The organism is Rhizobium sp. PEPV16, assembly GCF_008919455.1.
GTDB lineage: Bacteria > Pseudomonadota > Alphaproteobacteria > Rhizobiales > Rhizobiaceae > Rhizobium > Rhizobium leguminosarum_Q.
This window is the reverse complement of record NZ_VSZV01000300.1, coordinates 13,493-30,795: the sequence shown is the minus strand read 5'-3', so window position 1 is coordinate 30,795 and position 17,303 is coordinate 13,493. Positions and strand designations below refer to the sequence as shown.

12 protein-coding genes are annotated in these 17,303 nt (G+C 61.5%); 10 read left to right on the top strand and 2 right to left on the bottom strand.

Translation table 11 applies throughout. The features are described from left to right. The 6 genes from FY112_RS15440 to FY112_RS36750 all read left to right on the top strand — a co-directional run. A partial coding sequence (locus FY112_RS15440) for an efflux RND transporter periplasmic adaptor subunit (RefSeq protein ID WP_151518772.1) occupies positions 1 to 1,130 on the top strand: 1,130 nt, incomplete at its 5' end. Next, positions 1,127 to 4,243, top strand: coding sequence for an efflux RND transporter permease subunit (locus tag FY112_RS15435; RefSeq protein ID WP_131629191.1), 3,117 nt, complete (start codon positions 1,127 to 1,129; stop codon positions 4,241 to 4,243). The genes FY112_RS15440 and FY112_RS15435, both read left to right, overlap by 4 nt. A 220-nt stretch (positions 4,244 to 4,463) precedes the next feature. After that, positions 4,464 to 5,756: an Hsp70 family protein gene (locus tag FY112_RS15430; protein WP_017959707.1), complete on the top strand. Its 1,293-nt coding sequence runs from the start codon at positions 4,464 to 4,466 to the stop codon at positions 5,754 to 5,756. Positions 5,757 to 5,825: 69 nt separating this feature from the next. Further along, positions 5,826 to 6,725, top strand: coding sequence for a uracil-DNA glycosylase (locus FY112_RS15425; RefSeq protein WP_131629189.1), 900 nt, complete (start codon positions 5,826 to 5,828; stop codon positions 6,723 to 6,725). Between the two features lie 131 nt (positions 6,726 to 6,856). Further along, positions 6,857 to 7,048, top strand: a complete 192-nt coding sequence (locus FY112_RS15420) for a hypothetical protein (RefSeq protein WP_131629188.1) — start codon at positions 6,857 to 6,859, stop codon at positions 7,046 to 7,048. 98 nt (positions 7,049 to 7,146) lie between these two features. Further along, positions 7,147 to 7,305 carry a hypothetical protein gene (locus FY112_RS36750; protein ID WP_165504204.1) on the top strand — a complete coding sequence of 53 codons (159 nt, stop codon included), beginning with the start codon at positions 7,147 to 7,149 and terminating at the stop codon, positions 7,303 to 7,305. 91 nt (positions 7,306 to 7,396) lie between these two features. Here the strand turns inward: FY112_RS36750 and FY112_RS15415 are convergent, their stop codons facing one another. Both FY112_RS15415 and FY112_RS15410 read right to left on the bottom strand, forming a co-directional pair. Continuing rightward, positions 7,397 to 8,269 (bottom strand): hypothetical protein, encoded by an 873-nt coding sequence (locus FY112_RS15415; protein WP_151518771.1) that lies wholly within the window; start codon positions 8,267 to 8,269, stop codon positions 7,397 to 7,399. Positions 8,270 to 8,515: 246 nt separating this feature from the next. Continuing rightward, complete coding sequence (locus tag FY112_RS15410) at positions 8,516 to 9,454, bottom strand: DMT family transporter (RefSeq protein ID WP_003546796.1); 939 nt, start codon at positions 9,452 to 9,454, stop codon at positions 8,516 to 8,518. 346 nt (positions 9,455 to 9,800) lie between these two features. Here FY112_RS15410 and FY112_RS38470 point away from each other — a divergent pair, with 346 nt between their 5' ends. The 4 genes from FY112_RS38470 (at position 9,801) to FY112_RS15385 (ending at position 17,278) form a co-directional block, all read left to right on the top strand. Further along, a complete protein-coding gene (locus FY112_RS38470; protein WP_151518770.1) occupies positions 9,801 to 10,904 on the top strand; it encodes a methyl-accepting chemotaxis protein in 1,104 nt (367 codons plus the stop codon). A 188-nt stretch (positions 10,905 to 11,092) separates the two neighbouring features. Then, positions 11,093 to 13,741 carry an aminopeptidase N gene (pepN, locus tag FY112_RS15395; protein WP_131621983.1) on the top strand — a complete coding sequence of 883 codons (2,649 nt, stop codon included), beginning with the start codon at positions 11,093 to 11,095 and terminating at the stop codon, positions 13,739 to 13,741. 192 nt (positions 13,742 to 13,933) lie between these two features. Further along, on the top strand, positions 13,934 to 16,243 hold the full coding sequence (locus FY112_RS15390; protein WP_017959699.1) for an ATP-binding protein: 2,310 nt from the start codon (positions 13,934 to 13,936) through the stop codon (positions 16,241 to 16,243). A gap of 426 nt (positions 16,244 to 16,669) precedes the next feature. Then, positions 16,670 to 17,278 carry a YceI family protein gene (locus tag FY112_RS15385; protein WP_151518769.1) on the top strand — a complete coding sequence of 203 codons (609 nt, stop codon included), beginning with the start codon at positions 16,670 to 16,672 and terminating at the stop codon, positions 17,276 to 17,278. Positions 17,279 to 17,303 lie beyond the last annotated feature (25 nt).

Here is a 17,303-nt window from a genome sequence, read left to right as displayed (position 1 = left end):
GTCAGGATGGGGGGCAACATCAGGGCGGCGGGCGCAGGCGCGGCGGCGGCGGCCCGACCGTCGTCAAGACCGTCGCAGCCGTGAAAACGACGCTGCCGATGGATGTGACGGCGACCGGCTGGGCCGATGCCGATGACAACACGACCATTGCCGCACAGGAACAGGGCTTGATCGTCAGCATCGATGCGCAGGATGGGGCGACCGTGAAAGCCGGCGACCTGATCGCCAAGCTGGACGACCGGACGGCCAAGGCGACCGTCAACAAGGACAATGCGATGATCGTGCGCGACACGGCAACCCTTTCGGAAGCCGAGACCGCATTGACGCGTGCGCAGGACCTCTTCAACCAGAAGGCCGGCACCCAGCAGAGCCTCGACCAGGCGGTCGCCGCCCGCGATACCGCCGCGGCCACGGTCGATGCCGACAAGGCGTCGCTGGCCTCCGACCAGATCCTGCTCGAGCACACAGACATCCGCGCCCCCTTCGACGGGCGGCTTGGCGATATCGCCGTCAGCAAGGGCGCCTTCCTCAATGCCGGCTCGGCAATCGTCACCATTGCGAAATACGACCCGATCTATGTGAAATTCCACCTGCAGGAACGCTACCTGCGGGAGCTGAAGAGCGCTCTGGCAAGCGGTCCGGTCGAGGTCAGCACCGCTCCCAGCTCCACCAAGGGGCAAGTCCGAAAGGGCGAGATCAGCTTCTACGACAACGCGGTCGACACCGCCTCGGGCACGATCCTCGCCAAGGCGAAATTCGAGAATGCCTCCGGCGCGCTCTGGCCCGGCCAGTCGGTCACCATCGTCGTGCATTTCAACAATGACGCACAGCAGGTGGTGGTGCCGACGGTTGCCGTCAGCCCCGGCCCGGAGGGTTTCTTCGCCTTTGTCGCCAAGGACGGCAAATCGCATCTGACGGCCGTCACCGTTGCCCGCGCCAACGGCGGCTTCACCGCCATCGCCTCGGGTCTTCAGCCAGGCGATCACGTCGTCGTCGAGGGCCAGGGCCAGCTCAGCGACCAGCAGGCGATCAACGAGCAGTTCGACGAAAAGGCGCTTGATGTCGCCTCCGCCGAAGAGCCTCGGCAACAGCAGCCGTCCGAGACAATCGCGGTGGGAGCTCAGCAATGATCCCGAATTTCTGTATCCAGCGCCCCGTCGCGACGACGCTGCTTGCGATCGGCGTCATTCTGGCCGGTCTTGCCGGTTATCAGCTCGTACCCGTCGCAGCGCTACCGCAGGTCGACTTTCCCACCATCAACGTTTCGGCGCAGTTGAGCGGTGCCTCGCCGCAGACGATGGCGACCTCGGTTTCGACGCCGCTGATCAAGCAGTTCGAGACCATTCCCGGGATCACCGAAATCAGCGCCTCCAGTTCGCTCGGCAGCACCAGCATCGTGCTGCAGTTCGACCTCAGTCGTAATATCGATGCGGCCGCAGCCGACGTGCAGGCGGCGATTTCTAATGCCACCCGGCAACTGCCCGACAATCTGACGACGCCGCCGAGTTATCGCAAGACGAACCCGGCCGATGCGCCTGTCATGCTGCTCTCGGTGCAGAGCAACACCATGCCGCGCAGCAAGCTTGACGACATCGCCGAGAACATCATCTCGCCGTCGCTTTCGACGCTTCCCGGCGTTGCCCAGGTCAGCGTCTACGGTGCGCAGACCTATGCCGTGCGCGTCGAGGTCGATCCCAACAAGCTTTTGACCCGCGGCATCGGCATCGACACCGTCAACAAGGCACTTGCTGCCGCCAACAGCCAGCAGCCTGTGGGAACGCTGCAGAACAATTCGCAGAGCATGACCATCACGGCGAACACGCAGCGCACCAGCGCCGAACAATTCCGTTCGCTGGTCATTGCCAATCCGAACGGCGCGCCGATCCACCTCGGCGATATTGCCGATGTGCAGGACAGCGTCGAGAACCAGTATACCGGCAGCTGGTATGATGGCCAGCGCGGCATCATCCTCGCCATCCAGCGCCAGCCGGACGCTAACACGGTCGATGTCGTCGATGCGATCAACGCGAAGCTGCCGCAGCTTCACGCCGAAATCCCGCCCTCGGTCAACACGGTCGTCATGAATGACGCAGCAAAGCCGATTCGCGATGCCATCTCCGACGTGAAGTTCACGCTGCTGCTCACGATCGGCCTCGTCGTTCTCGTCATCTACCTCTTTACCGGCCATGCGACAGCAACGATCATTCCCGGGCTTGCCGTTCCGCTGTCGCTGATCTCGACCTTCGGCACGATGTATGTGCTCGGCTACAGTATCGACAACATCTCGCTGCTCGGGCTGACGCTCGCGGTGGGGCTCGTGGTGGATGACGCCATCGTCATGCTCGAAAACATTCTGCGCCATGTCGAGGAAGGCATGCCGGTGCGGGAAGCGGCGATCAAGGGTGCGGGCGAAGTCAGCTACACCATCATTTCCATGTCGGTTTCGTTGATCGCGGTCTTCATCCCGATCCTGCTGATGGGCGGCGTTGTCGGCCGCGTGTTCAACGAATTCGGCATGGTGGTTGCGATTGCGATCATCTCCTCGGCAATCGTCTCGCTGACCGTGACGCCGATGCTCGCCTCGCGTCTGTCCAACCACCAGAGCCGCCCGCCGCTCATCATCCGCATCTTCGATGCCGGCTTCGAACGGACGCTGCGCGGCTATGACAGGGCGGTCGGCTGGTGCCTTCAGCATCGCATCATAATCCTCGGCGTTTTCCTCGGCTCGGTGGCACTGACGATCTATTTCTTCATGACGCTGCCGACGAGCTTCTTCCCACAGGAAGATATCGGCCGCCTGACGATCAGCACGCAGGCCCGGCAGGACATTTCCTATTCCGCCATGGCGGCGCTGCAGCAGCAGGCGGCAGCCGTCGTCAAGGCGAACCCGGCGGTCAACCACGTGATGTCGACGATCGGCGGCAACCCGAACAAGCCACAGAACAACGGCTCGATGTTCGTCGAACTCAAGGACAAGGACCAGCGTGCGCCGCTTGACCAGACGCTGCGCGATCTGCGCACGGCGATCAACAAGATCCCCGGCCTGCAGGCCTTCGTGACACCGAACCAGAGCCTGCGCTTCGGCGGTCGCCAGACCGCCAGCCAGTATCAGCTGGTGGTGCAGGCGCTGAGTGCTGATCAGACCAACCTGTGGGCCGGCAAGATCCAGGCGGCGATGCGCAAGGATCGCCTCTTCACCGACGTGACGTCGGACGCCCAGAACAACGCCCTGCAGGCCAATATCGTCATCGATACCGAGCGGGCAGCCGCCTACGGGATCGACAACGACACGCTGCGCACGACGCTGCAGGAATCCTTCAGCGGATTTGCAGCGGCGGAAATCCAGTCGACCGGTGACAGCTACGACGTCATCGTCGAATATGACACGAGCAAGCCCTGGGACGACCAGAAGCTCTCGGAAATCCGTGTCGCCTCGGCCAATGGCAGTCTGGTGCCGCTTTCAAACTTCGCGCATGTCGAGCGCACGGTCGGCCCTGTGACAATCAACCAGACGGGCCAGCTCGTCTCGACCACCGTTTCCTTCAACCTGCCGGAAGGCGTCTCGCTGAGCAATGCCACGGCAGCGATCGACCAGATCAAGACGGAAATCAGCATGCCGGCCGACGTCTTCACCTCCTATGGCGGTACGGCTGAGATTTTCGAGCAGTCTCAGGGCAATACGCCATACCTCATCCTGGCGGCGGTGCTGACCATCTATGTCGTGCTCGGCGTGCTCTACGAGAGCTTCATCCACCCGCTCACCATTCTCTCCGGTTTGCCTGCGGCGGCATTCGGTGCGCTGCTGGCGCTAAAGATCATGGGCTTCGACCTGTCGATCATCGCCCTTATCGGCCTGCTGATGCTGATCGGCATCGTCAAGAAGAACGCGATCATGATGATCGACGTGGCGGTGGAGACCATGCGTACGACCGGCGAAAAGGCGACGGTGGCGATCCACGAGGCCTGCGTGCGACGCTTCCGGCCGATCATGATGACGACCTTCTGCGCCCTGCTCGGCGCCTTGCCGATCGCGCTCGGCACCGGCGCAAGTTCGGAGCTGCGCCAGCCGCTCGGCATCGCCGTCGTCGGCGGCCTGATCGTCTCGCAGATGCTGACGCTCTTCATCACCCCGGTCATTTTCGTCGAGATGGACCGCTTCGGAAACTTCCTCGGCCGTCTGATCGGCCACACGAAGGTCGTGGAGCCGGAGCTGGAAGAGGCAAGGGCAATGGCCGCCGAGTGATGACGGCCCTCTGAATTCGGCATTGCCGATTGACCCTTGCGGCGCACTTCTTCTTCTAACCGGGAGAAGAAGTGCGCCCGCGATCACATCAACTTCCGCTCCTCTTGAATGTGTCACGCCCCTGTGGCATCACCCGCCCTCCTGATTCCGGGGCGTGCTTACGCCCTTTCGCGGAGCGATGCTCCGTCTCCAATAACAATCGGCATGAAGAGGTGCGGGCATGGCTCAGGCGCTGGGTTTCGACTTCGGCACGACGAATACGGTTCTCGCCATGGCGGATGGCGGGGCGACACGCTCAATGGCGTTCACGAGCACGGAGGGTACGGCAGACAGCATGCGCACGGCGCTTTCCTTCATGAAGGATGCCCAGCTCGGCGCTTCGGCGCTGAAGGTGGAAGCGGGCCATGCGGCGATCCGCCAATTCATCGACAATCCCGGCGAATGCCGCTTTCTGCAGTCGATCAAGACCTTTGCAGCGAGCGCGCTGTTCCAGGGCACATTGATTTTCGCCAAGCGGCATAATTTCGAAGATCTGATGGAGATTTTCGTCAGGCGCCTGCGCAACTATGCCGGCGACAACTGGCCTTCGGATGTCGGTCGCATCGTCACAGGCCGGCCGGTGCACTTTGCCGGCGCCAGCCCCGATCCGGCGCTGGCGACCGAGCGCTACAACGCGGCGCTGTCGCGCTTCGGCTTTCCCGAAATCCACTATGTCTACGAGCCGGTCGCCGCCGCCTTCTACTTCGCGCAGAACCTGAAGCAGGATGCCACCGTGCTGGTTGCCGATTTCGGCGGCGGTACCACCGACTATTCGCTGATCCGCTTCGAGACCGTCGCCGGCAGGCTGACGGCAACGCCGATCGGCCATTCAGGCGTCGGCGTTGCCGGCGACCATTTCGACTACAGGATGATCGACAACATCGTCGCGCCGCTGATCGGCAAGGGCAGCCATTTCAAAAGCTTCGACAAGATCCTCGAAGTGCCGTCCAACTACTATTCCAGCTTCGGCCGCTGGAACCAGCTGTCGATCTTCAAGACGACGCGCGAATTCGAGGATTTGAAGAAGCTGGTGCGCACCAGCCTGGAACCGGAAAAGCTCGAAATCTTCATCGACCTGATCGATCATGACGAGGGCTACCCGCTCTATCAGGCGGTGTCGGCGACAAAGATGGCGCTTTCGGCCGCAGAAGAGGCGCCTTTCGATTTCACGCCGCTTGGCCGCAGCGGACATCGCAGCATCAAGCGGAGCGACTTCGAAGGCTGGATCGCCGATGATCTCGCCCGTATCGAAGGCGCGCTCGACGACGTGCTCGACAAGACCGAGACGAAGCCTGCGGAGATCGACAAGGTCTTCCTGACTGGTGGCACCTCCTTCGTGCCGGCGGTGCGCCGCATCTTTACCGAACGCTTCGAGCGCGACCGGATCGAAAGCGGCGGCGAGCTGTTGTCGATCGCCCATGGCCTGGCGCTGATCGGCGAACGCGATGATATCGCGCAATGGACTGTGCAATAGAGCCGGCAAGGGCGGGCAATCGGCGGCCCGCCCTTTCAATGCCACTGTCACTCCGCTAAGCTTGCCCGCATGATCTCCGCCAACGACCTTTCCCCAGCCGAGCTCGCAGCGCTTCTGCATTTCCATGCCGATGCCGGCGTGGAATGGCTCTTGGAGGAAGAGGCGATCGACCGCTTCGCCGAGTTCGAGGCGATGAAGGCCGCGCGCCGCCCAGCGGCACAGGCGCAGCAGCAACGTCCCGCCGCCGGGAAGCGCCCTGCCCCAGGTCAGGCACCGGCGCGCCCGAATGCAGCGGCACGCCCAGCGCCTGCCGAACGCGCAGCGTCCGGTCCGCAACCGGCAATCCCGGATGGCGAGGCAGTGCAGCAGGCGCGCTTCGCCGCCGAGACCGCGCGATCGCTCGTCGAGCTCAAGACGGCGATCGAAGCCTTCAGCGGCTGCAACCTCAAGCACAGTGCCCGCTCGACCATCTTTGCCAGCGGCGATGCCGAAAGCGGGATCATGGTGATCGGCTCGGCACCGAGCGCCGAAGACGATCGCGAGGGCATGCCCTTCTCGGGAAAATCCGGTCAACTGTTCGACAAGATGTTGGCGGCGATCGGGCTGACGCGCTCAGCCATTCTGTTGACGCAGGTCATCCCCTGGCGACCACCTGGCAATCGTGCGCCCTCGGCGGCGGAAATGGACATTTGCCGACCCTTCATCGAACGGCAGATCGCGCTTGCCGAACCGAAGGCGATCCTGCTGCTCGGTAATTTTTCGGCGCGCTTTTTCTTCGGCGAAAACGATACGATTCACGGGTTGCGCGGCCGCTGGAAGGAGATTGCCGTTGCGGACTGTGTCATTCCTGCCATAGCCAGCCTGCATCCGCAGGATCTGTTAACCGCACCTGTAAACAAGCGGCTGGCCTGGAATGACCTGCTCGTCTTTCAAGCGAAGCTTAAGTCCCTCTCTTTGCTTAGAAATTAGCCAAAGTTGAATAATTTGTGAATCAGCCTATGCGATTTTCGCATGGCTGCATCCCGCCGTGACGCATTGCGGAATCTATGCTGCATCGCAATATCAGCTGTGTCTTGGGAGGAATCACAGGAACCAAGGCCATGAACAAGCGTTTTCGTCCTATCCATAGCGGGTTTGAAACCCTTCGCCTCGTCGGCGACCAGGTTCGTTCCACTCAAGGCTACAGCCGTTTCGGCTTTGCTACGAACGAACAGATGATTGCGCGCGGCACCGGCATCAACAGCCGCACGGCGCGCCCGAACGCCATTTTTTCGGACTTCCAGCAATATTGAGCAGGAATTCAACGTGTCGCAGCGTCCTTTGCGCGTCCTAAAAAGACGCCCAGCGCTGTAGGCGCTTCGCCTGCCCTTCGTATCAAGAGTACCCCAACATGTCGACGATCCTGATATCGCTCCTGCGCAACATCGAAACATTCGAACATATCCGCGTTGCCGTCTGCGCCGCGCGGGAATATGAGCGCGAGCTTTCGGTCAAGCCGGCGGATACGGGATCCCGCATTGGCGCAGGTACAGCGGCGATCGTTCTCTAGAACATTTCCGAGTCATGGAAATGCTCTATCTCTTTGTTTTCGCGCATTCCGGACGCAAAACCGCTGCGCACTTTTGCTGGAAGTGCTCTGGTCAGATGGCCATTTCCTCGAACTGGGCCTTCGCCCATTCGAAGGCTTCGTCGACATAGGCGAACTTGACGGCCTGCCAAGCGCAATATTCCTCGATGAAATCCCGCGATATCCAAAGGTGCGTCTTGCGCGGCTCGTCCTGCCAGCCGACGCAGCCGCGTTGCGCCGCTTTTGCCAGCAGCCGCTGCAGATGGGTGCGCGACATCATGAAATCGGCAGCGAGCGCACGGGTTTCGACACGGCCGACGGGCAATCTGCCCGGCTCGCTGCTTGCCATATCCATCCGGGCGATGAAGTTGTCGACGACGAGGCCGCCGGCTTCCGTCCAAAGGAACAGCGCCACCTGCTCAGGCGGCTCGCGCCAGGCGGCATCATCGAGGCAATGGCGGGCAATGCGCGGCTGAATGAGCCGCATCAGTGATGGATTTGCCTGTAAAAAGGCTGCCCTTTGACCGCCGTCGAGCAGATCGAGCGCGCCGAGATTGGAAATAAGCCAGGCAAACATCCCCTGATGGCTGACGTCAGCCGGCTCGAAATGACGTGGCCGCCGCCGCTCGTCGCCGGGCGTGTGGGTTATGAACCGGTAGGTATAGAGTTCTTCGATGAAAGCGAGCACGGTGTTGCGGCTCGCCACCTTATGCGCGGTGATGCGCCCGGTCAGCCGAACGGCGGTGAAACCCGAGGTCGGGTCGCGCGGATCATGTTCCAGGTGGAGGGCATAGGCAGTCTGGGTCAGAAGCCAGCGTTGATGGGAGGCAAGCAGTCGCGCCAGCCGCGGACCGGCATCGAACATGCCGCGCATCTGCCCAGCCAAAAAGCGAATGCTCATCAGAAAGGAAGAGCTCCCTACCAATTGCTCCGCTGTGAATGCCATTATGCTTTTCTCCACCCCCGCTCGCCGGCCAGCGTTCGGAGCAACGACACCGAGAGCTCCTCCGGCATCAGCGGCCATTCAGACATGCACAGCTTGGAATAAATGATAGTCTCTCATGTTCAACAATCATATACGATGGGCCGGCGATATCCCAAGAATTCGCCATTGTTTTCACGTCTTGCGGGCAAACTTTCAAGCGGCTGCAATCCCCGCGTTAAAACCTTGATAAATATGCGCTTGTAGGCGTCAGGCTTGCGGCGTCGTGGCCTTGCGCGCCTCTCTCTGCTCGATGCCCAGCTGATGCTCGCGATAAATGATGAAGATGCCGGCGGCGACGACGATGACGGTGCCGATCAGCATGGTCACGCTCGGCACGTCGCCGAAGACGAAGTAGGCGACAATGCCGCCGAGCAGGATCGACGTATATTCGAACGGCGCGATGGTGGAAACGTCGGCATGGCGGTAACTTTCCGTCAGCAGGATCTGCGCGACGCCGCCGCAAAAGCCGGCGGCGATCAGATAGAGCGCCGTCGGCCATGCCAGGATGAGCCAGCCGAAGGGAAGAGAAGCCAGCGAGAAGACCGAGGCGGTGATCGAGAAATAGAGCACGATCGTCGCCGTCTTCTCTTCCTCGACGAGGCGACGCACCTGGATCATCGCCACGCCGCCGAGAACGGCCGAGAGCAGCACGCAGAGCGCGCCGACGGCCTGTTCTGCTTCCATGCCGCCGTCGCGAAACAGCGTGAGTTTCGGCCAGGAAACGATGGCGACGCCGACGATGCCGACCAGGACGGCGCTCCAGCGATAGATGCGCACGGTCTCGCCGAGAAAAACGGCAGCGAAGATGACGGCGACGAGCGGCAACGCATAGCCGAGCGCGATCGCCTCCGGTAGCGGCAGATGCAGCAGGCCGTAGAAACCGAAAGCCATCGACAAGATGCCGATCGTGCCGCGCTTCAGGTGACCGATTGGATTGGCCGTGTAGAAGGCGGCGCGCAGCTGCCTGTTATAGGCCAGATAGGCCATGATCGGGAAAAGCGCGAAGAACGACCTGCAGAAGGTGACCTGACCTGGCGGGATGTCTGAGCCCGCCAGCTTGATGAAGGTCTGCATGGCCAGGAAGACCACGACCGACGAGACTTTCAGCGCAATGCCTCTCATCGGGTTTCTGAGAACCGAGTGCATGATCCTGGCTCTTGATACTGACTTAACCGGAACGGGGAGACGCGTTCGACTCGGGAACGCAGCAGGTGACGTCACCCATCGTAGCGAAAGAAAAACCCGATTGGCGAAAAAACCGCAAGCAACATGAGAGAAACACGAAAACGCCGTCCGCTGCAGGCTCAACCGTGCTGCTTATGCTCCACCGCTCTGAAATTTCCCGTTTTGAGCCATTCACCCCGAAAATGTTCATCTCGCGAGGCTGGCCGTTAACCAATTGAAAACCATAGGCAAGCATCGTTTTTATCGCTGATCTCGAAATTTTCTTCACCACACAAACAATTGCCCGCTCCTTCCAGGACCCCATTTGATGAAGCCGCTTAGCGCCGAAACCATTGCCCAGTCGCAGAATGCGACACCGCGGTCCATGCGCGTCGTCACCGACGGCATCAGCACCGACCTCGAGCGCTTCAGCGCCGACAACACCCACATCGTCAAGCAGATCAAGCTGCTGGCGATCAATGCGCTGATCGAGGCAGCCAGAGCCGGCGAGACCGGAAAGGGCTTCGCCGTCGTTGCCAACGAGGTGCAGCGGCTGGCACAGATCGCAACCGACATTACCGGCAGGTTCGAAAGCAACGTGCTCGGCCGCATCGGCCTCAGCCGCGCCATGGCCGATTCGCTGGTCGAGGAGATGGAGGGCGTTCGCCTTACCGATCTGGCGCAGACGCTGGTGCAGCTCATCGTCCGCAACCTTTTCGAGCGCACGGCGGATGTGCGCTGGTGGGCGACGGACCCGGCACTTTGGCAGGCGCTGCAGGAACCGGGCCGGGAAACCGTCGCCTTTGCGGCGGAGCGTCTTGGCGCCATCAACCGCTTCTACACCGTCTATCTCGATCTCGTCATGACCGATCTCTCTGGCAAGGTGATCGCATCCGCCAATCCCAAGTTCCAGCGCAAGATCGTCGGCACGAGCCTTGCCGGCGATCCGTGGTTCCGCGCGGCGTCGGCCTGCTCGTCCGGCGACGCTTATATCGTCGACGACGTCAAAGCGAGCCCGCTCCACGACAACAGGCATGCGCTCGTTTATGCCACCGGCATCCGCAAAGAGGGCAAGCTCGACGGGCGGCTGATCGGCACGCTCGGCGTCTATTTCGACTGGCAGAACCAGGGCCAGGCGATCGTCGAGAAGGAGGCCAACCTGCCGCCACAGCTGGCGGAAAAAACGACGGTCATGCTGCTCGACGGCAAGAGCCGGGTGATCGCCACCACCAATCCCGCCTTGCTCTTTTCCCATTTCGCGCTCGCCAATCCGTCCGGTCAGGCGAAAGGCAGCTACTACGACAATAACGGCTCGATCGTCGCCTTCGCGCGCACACTTGGCTACGAGGATTACGACGGGCTCGGTTGGTACGGCGTCGTGCAGCAGACCGAAAACGACGCGACGATCAAAGCCGCCCTCAACCTGAAGTAGCGCCTATGTCGCCGCAGCGGCGGTCATCCGTTTCCGATAAGATATTTTGCCCGCGAACTTGGTGTTCGCGGGCAATTTGCTTTAAGTTTAGTTCAGACTTTAATGTAATCATCCCCGGCAAAATTTATGGCAGAGTGCGCCCGCCTCTGTATTCCGCGGTTATCAAATAACGGTCTTCAGGAAACACCATGCGAACAGATACCGGCCAGGTCATTCATCTGGCAGATTACCGTCCCACCGACTTCGTGCTGGAACGTGTGGACCTGACCTTCGAACTCGACCCGACGGAGACAAAGGTCGAGGCGCGTCTGATCTTTCATCGTCGCCCGGGCACCGATCCGGCAGCGCCGATCGTTCTCGACGGCGACGAACTGACGCTGTCGGGGCTGCTGTTAGACCAAGTGGAACTGGACCCTTCGCGTTACGACGCAACAGCGGAAAGCCTGACGGTGCGCGACATGCCGGAAAGCGCGCCCTTCGAACTGACGATCACCACCGTCATCAACCCTGAGGCCAACACCAAGCTGATGGGCCTTTACCGGACCGGCGGCATCTACTGCACGCAGTGCGAGGCGGAGGGTTTCCGCCGCATCACCTATTTCCCCGACCGGCCCGACGTGCTTGCGCCGTTCACGGTCAACATCATTGCCGACAAGGACGCCAACCCGCTGCTTTTGTCGAACGGCAACTTCCTCGGCGGTGCCGGCTACGGCCCCGGCAAGCATTTCGCCGCCTGGTTCGATCCGCATCCGAAACCGAGCTATCTCTTTGCGCTCGTCGCCGGCGATCTCGGCGTCGTCGAAGACACGTTCACGACCATGTCCGGCCGTGAGGTGGTGCTGAAAATCTATGTCGAGCACGGCAAGGAGCCGCGCGCCGCCTATGCCATGGACGCGCTGAAACGCTCGATGAAGTGGGACGAAGAGAGGTTTGGCCGCGAATACGATCTCGACATCTTCATGATCGTCGCCGTCTCCGACTTCAACATGGGTGCGATGGAGAACAAGGGCCTCAACGTCTTCAACGACAAATACGTCCTTGCCGATCCCGAAACCGCGACCGATGCCGACTATGCCAATATCGAAACGATCATCGCGCATGAATATTTCCACAACTGGACCGGCAACCGCATCACCTGCCGCGACTGGTTCCAGCTGTGCCTCAAGGAAGGCCTGACGGTCTATCGCGACCACGAATTCTCTTCCGACCAGCGCTCGCGCGCCGTCAAGCGCATCGCCGAAGTGCGCCACCTGAAATCGGAGCAGTTCCCGGAGGACGGCGGCCCGCTCGCCCATCCGGTGCGGCCGACGACATATCGCGAGATCAATAATTTCTACACGACGACCGTCTATGAAAAGGGCAGCGAAGTCACACGCATGATCGCGACGCTGCTCGGCAAGGACGGCTTCAAGAAAGGCATGGACCTCTATTTCGACCGCCATGACGGTGAGGCCGTGACGATCGAGGATTTCGTCAAATGCTTCGAGGATGCAAGCGGGCGCGACCTCACGCAATTTTCGCTCTGGTACCATCAGGCCGGCACGCCGCTCGTCACCGCATCGGGCAGCTATGATGCGGCGGCCGGCAGCTTCACCCTGTCGCTCGAACAGATGATCCCGGCAACGCCCGACCAGCCGGGCAAGGAGCCGATGCATATTCCGCTCAGCCTCGCGCTGTTTGGCGAAAACGGCGGCAAGATCGAGCCAACCTCGGTCGACGGCGCGGAATATGCCGACGAGGTATTGCATCTCACAGGGCGCACGCAGACGGCCGTGTTCCATGGCGTTGGCTCGCGACCGGTCGTTTCGATCAACCGCAGCTTCTCGGCGCCGATCAACCTGCATTTCGATCAGAGCCCGGCCGATCTTGCCCATCTCGCCCGCCATGAGACCGACCACTTCGCCCGCTGGCAGGCATTGACCGATCTGGCGCTGCCGAACCTGTTGAAAGCGGCACGCGACGCCCGCCAGGGCAAGCCTGTGGTCTGCGAGGCGACCTTCGTCGAGACGCTGATTGCCGCCGCCGCCGACGAGAGCCTCGAGCCTGCCTTCCGCGCCCAGGCGCTGGCTCTGCCGAGCGAATCCGATATCGCCCGTGAACTCGGCGGCAACAACGATCCCGATGCCATCCATGCCGGCCGGCAGGCGGTCCTGAAACAGATCGCCGATGCCGGAAAGGATGTCTTTGCCGGCCTCTACGCAGCGATGACGACATCAGGCGATTTCAACCCGGATGCGAAAAGCGCCGGCCTGCGGGCGCTGCGCAATAGCGCCCTCACCTACCTTTCGCATGCCGAAGAGACGCCGGCCCGCGCCAAGGCCGCCTTCGATGCGGCCAACAACATGACCGATCTCAGCCATGCGCTGACGATCCTCGCCCATCGTTTTCCCGACAGCGCGGAGACGAGCGAGGCGCTCGCCACCTTCCGTGACCGCTTCGCGGAAAATGCGCTCGTCATCGACAAATGGTTCGCGATCCAGGCCGGCATTCCGGGCGCAAAAACCCTGGGACGGGTCCGCGCTCTGATGGACGATCCGCTCTTCAAGCGCACCAATCCGAACCGGATGCGGTCGCTGGTCGGCACCTTCGCTTTTGCCAACCCGACCGGATTCGGCCGCGCCGATGGCGAAGGCTATCGCTTCCTCGCGGATCAGATTCTCGATATCGACGGGCGCAACCCGCAGCTTGCCGCCCGCATCCTCACCTCGATGCGCTCCTGGCGGTCGCTCGAACCCGTGCGTGCCGATCACGCCCGCTCGGCGCTGATCGAGATCGAGCGGGCCGCAGATCTTTCGACCGACGTGCGCGATATCGTCGAGCGCACGCTTAAAGGGTAATTTGATTCGACCGGCCATCAGGAAAAATTCGGCGGCCGGTCGCCCAGCACCTCGAATCACCTCGAAAAGCCGGGGATTATAAATAGTTAACGGATTTTTACCTTTGCCTCTGGACAAGGCGAATCACCCATGATTCTCTAGGTCAGGTTCGAGCGAGCGGCGCGCGAATCACATGAGGGACAAGGCGAAGAGATGATGGACGTGCGGCGGGCAACCGTGGCCGGAGGACGGCTGCGTGTCGATTTTGACGGGCTGAAAGCCTGGCGCGACAGCCTTTCGGGCCATGCGACATCGGAACCACTTCTCCGTTATCTGCCGAAGGCCGAGCTGGTCTTGAAGCGAGCCATCCCGGCGCTGATCGTTGCCTTCCTCTCCGTCGTCGCCGCCTCGCATTTCTTCGGCATGATGAGCGAATATGGGCGTCTGGAGGCCTCGGCGCGCCATGCCACCGCACTTTCGGCGGCGACCGCCTCTGCTGTGTTTGCCGATGCGGCAGACATCTTCGACAGCGGCGATATCACCGGGGCGCAGGCCCGCCTCGCCAAATACCTGCCGCAGGACCGGCTGGACAGCGGTGCTTTCGTGCTGCTCGTGCAGGCAAGCGGCAAGGTTTTTGCCGCGACCACCGCCGGGCTTTCACATGTTGGCAGCAATGTCGGCGATTTCTTCCCCGAGGTCTCGGCGATCCGGCGCTTCGGCGATCGCGCCGGCGTCATCGAAACGACGATCGGCGGCGTGCCGCACTATGCCGAGATCACGCTGATGGGCAACGCCGGCGGTTATATCGTCGCCGCCACCTCGCTCGACGAGATCGGCCGGCTCTGGCGCGAGGAACTGGCGCTCAACGTGACGCTGTTTGCCGGGATCTCCTCCATCCTGCTCGTCATCCTCTATGCCTACTACACGCAGGTGAAGCGCGCCCGCGACGCCGACGATATCTTCGTGGAATCGAACCTGCGCGTCGAGACGGCGCTGTCGCGCGGCCGCTGCGGCCTCTGGGACTTCGATTTCGAGAACCGCGAATTCTTCTGGTCGCGCTCGATGTACGACATGCTCGGCCTGCCGGGTTCCGACAAGACGATGGGTTTCGGCGAAGCCGCCCGGCTGATGCATCCCGATGACGGCGGGCTCTACGAGATCGCGCGCGCCATCGGCAAGGGCGCCTCCGGCCAGGTCGATCAGATCTTCCGCATGCGCCATGCCGGCGGCCACTATGTCTGGATGCGGGCGCGTGCCCAGGTGATCCGCAGCAATTCCGGCCGTATGCACCTGATCGGCATCGCCATGGACGTGACCGAACAGCATCGGCTCGCCCAGCGCTACGCAGAAGCCGACCAGCGCTTGGCCGACGCCATCGAATGCACCTCGGAAGCCTTCGTGCTCTGGGACAAGAACGATCGGCTGGTCATGTGCAACACGCATTTCCAGCAGGCCTATGGCCTACCGGACAGCGTGCTCGTGCCCGGCACCGAGCGCTCGACCGTCAATGCCGCCGCCGCCCGGCCTGTCATCGAACGGCGGATTTCCGATGCCGACGGCTCCGGTTATTCGCGTACGACGGAGGTGCAGCTTGCCGACGAGCGCTGGCTGCAGATCAACGAGCGGCGCACCCGCGACGGCGGCAGGGTCTCGGTCGGAACCGACATCACGCTGATGAAACGCCATCAGGAGCGGCTGCGTGAATCCGAGCGCCGGCTGATGGCGACCATCGGCGATCTGTCCGCCTCGCGCCAGACGCTGGAGATCCAGAAGTCCGAGCTTTCGACGGCCAACGCCAACTACCAGGCGGAGAAGGAACGCGCCGAGGCCGCCAACAAGGCGAAATCGGAATTCCTCGCCAACATGTCGCATGAGCTGCGCACGCCGCTCAACGCCATCCTCGGCTTCTCGGAAATTCTGCAGAACCAGATGTTCGGGCCGCTCGGCTCGCTGAAATATGACGAATATGCCCGCGATATCCATGACAGCGGCAAACATCTGCTCAACGTCATCAACGACATTCTCGACATGTCGAAGATCGAAGCCGGCCATGTCAGGCTGCATTGCGAGCGCATCGATCTTGTGCCGCTGATCGAGGAAAGCCTGCGCTTCACCGCCATGCCCGCGGCTGAAAAGAACATCGTCATCGAACAGCGCATCTGCTCCGGCCTGACATTGATGGCCGACCGCCGGGCGATGAAGCAGGTGCTGCTCAACCTGCTCTCCAATGCGGTAAAGTTCACCGACAATGGCGGCCGGATCGCCGTGCGCACCCGCCGCGTCGACGGCGCCGTCTTCGTCACCATCGCCGACACCGGCATCGGCATTCCACGCTCGGCGCTGTCGAAGATCGGCCAGCCCTTCGAGCAGGTGCAGAGCCAGTATGCAAAGAGCAAGGGCGGCTCCGGCCTCGGGCTCGCCATCTCCCGCTCGCTGACCTTGCTGCATGGCGGCCGCATGAAGATCCGCTCACGCGAAGCGGTCGGCACCGTGATCTCGCTGCGCATTCCCGACGATATTTAGGTGTCGGACAAAGGGCCGGAATGATGCGCTCATCCCGGCCCCTGACTGGTCTTCACAGCTAGCTGGCAGCCACAGCCTTTCATTGCGGGTCGACGTTGAGTGATGCCATCAGACGGCAATCTTGCCATCGCCCACTTTTGTGATGGCAACGACAGCAGGTTGCACTGCATGTCAGGTTTGAAGTCCGGCCAGCGGCTGACGCGGACCGGCTCTCAGAAAAGCAGCGCAAAAACGGCGATCACGCCGTCCTCACTTTTCATTGCTACTTCTTGATCTCGTGAATTTGTCTTTTTTAAACATAGGCTTATCGTACTTCAAGTGATTGTCAACAAATGTCGAACAGTTCGTCGCTGTTTCGGGAGGGCTGAGCACCCGCTAGGGAAACGCTGCACGCAATGTGCTGTCAAAACAATTCAAGGATCAGCGATGTTTTCCATTAAGTCCGCCCTCGTTGCCGGTGTCCTGGCACTTGCGTCCTCCACTGCATATGCGCAAACGATCGATGTTCCTACCGGCACCTACCGGGCGGATGTGACCCATACCAACGTTCTGTGGAGCGTCGTCCATTTCGGCCTTTCCAACTATATCGGCCGCTTCGACAAGATTTCCGCGACGCTCGAGCTCGACCCTGCGGACGTTACGAAGTCGAAACTGACGGCAACCATCGATCCGGCTTCGGTCAGCACAAACTATCCGGCAAGCGACAAGAGCTTTGATGCAGAGATTGCCGGTGAGATGTTCTTTGATGCGGCCAAGTTCAGCGAGATCACTTTCGGTTCCACGGCCATCGACGTCAAGGACGGCAAGACCGGAACCGTCACCGGTGACCTGACGTTCCACGGCGTCACCAAGCCCGTCACGCTCGACGTTACCCTGAACGCAGCGCTCAACCCGCACCCGATGTCCAAGAAGCCGACCGTCGGCTTTTCAGCAACCGGCGTGATCAAGCGCTCCGATTTCGGCGTCGCCGCTTTGGTCGGTCCTGTCAGCGACGACGTCAAACTGACGATCGAAACCGAGTTCGTCGCTCAGTAGGTGTTCGTTGCCGGTGCAGCCCGAC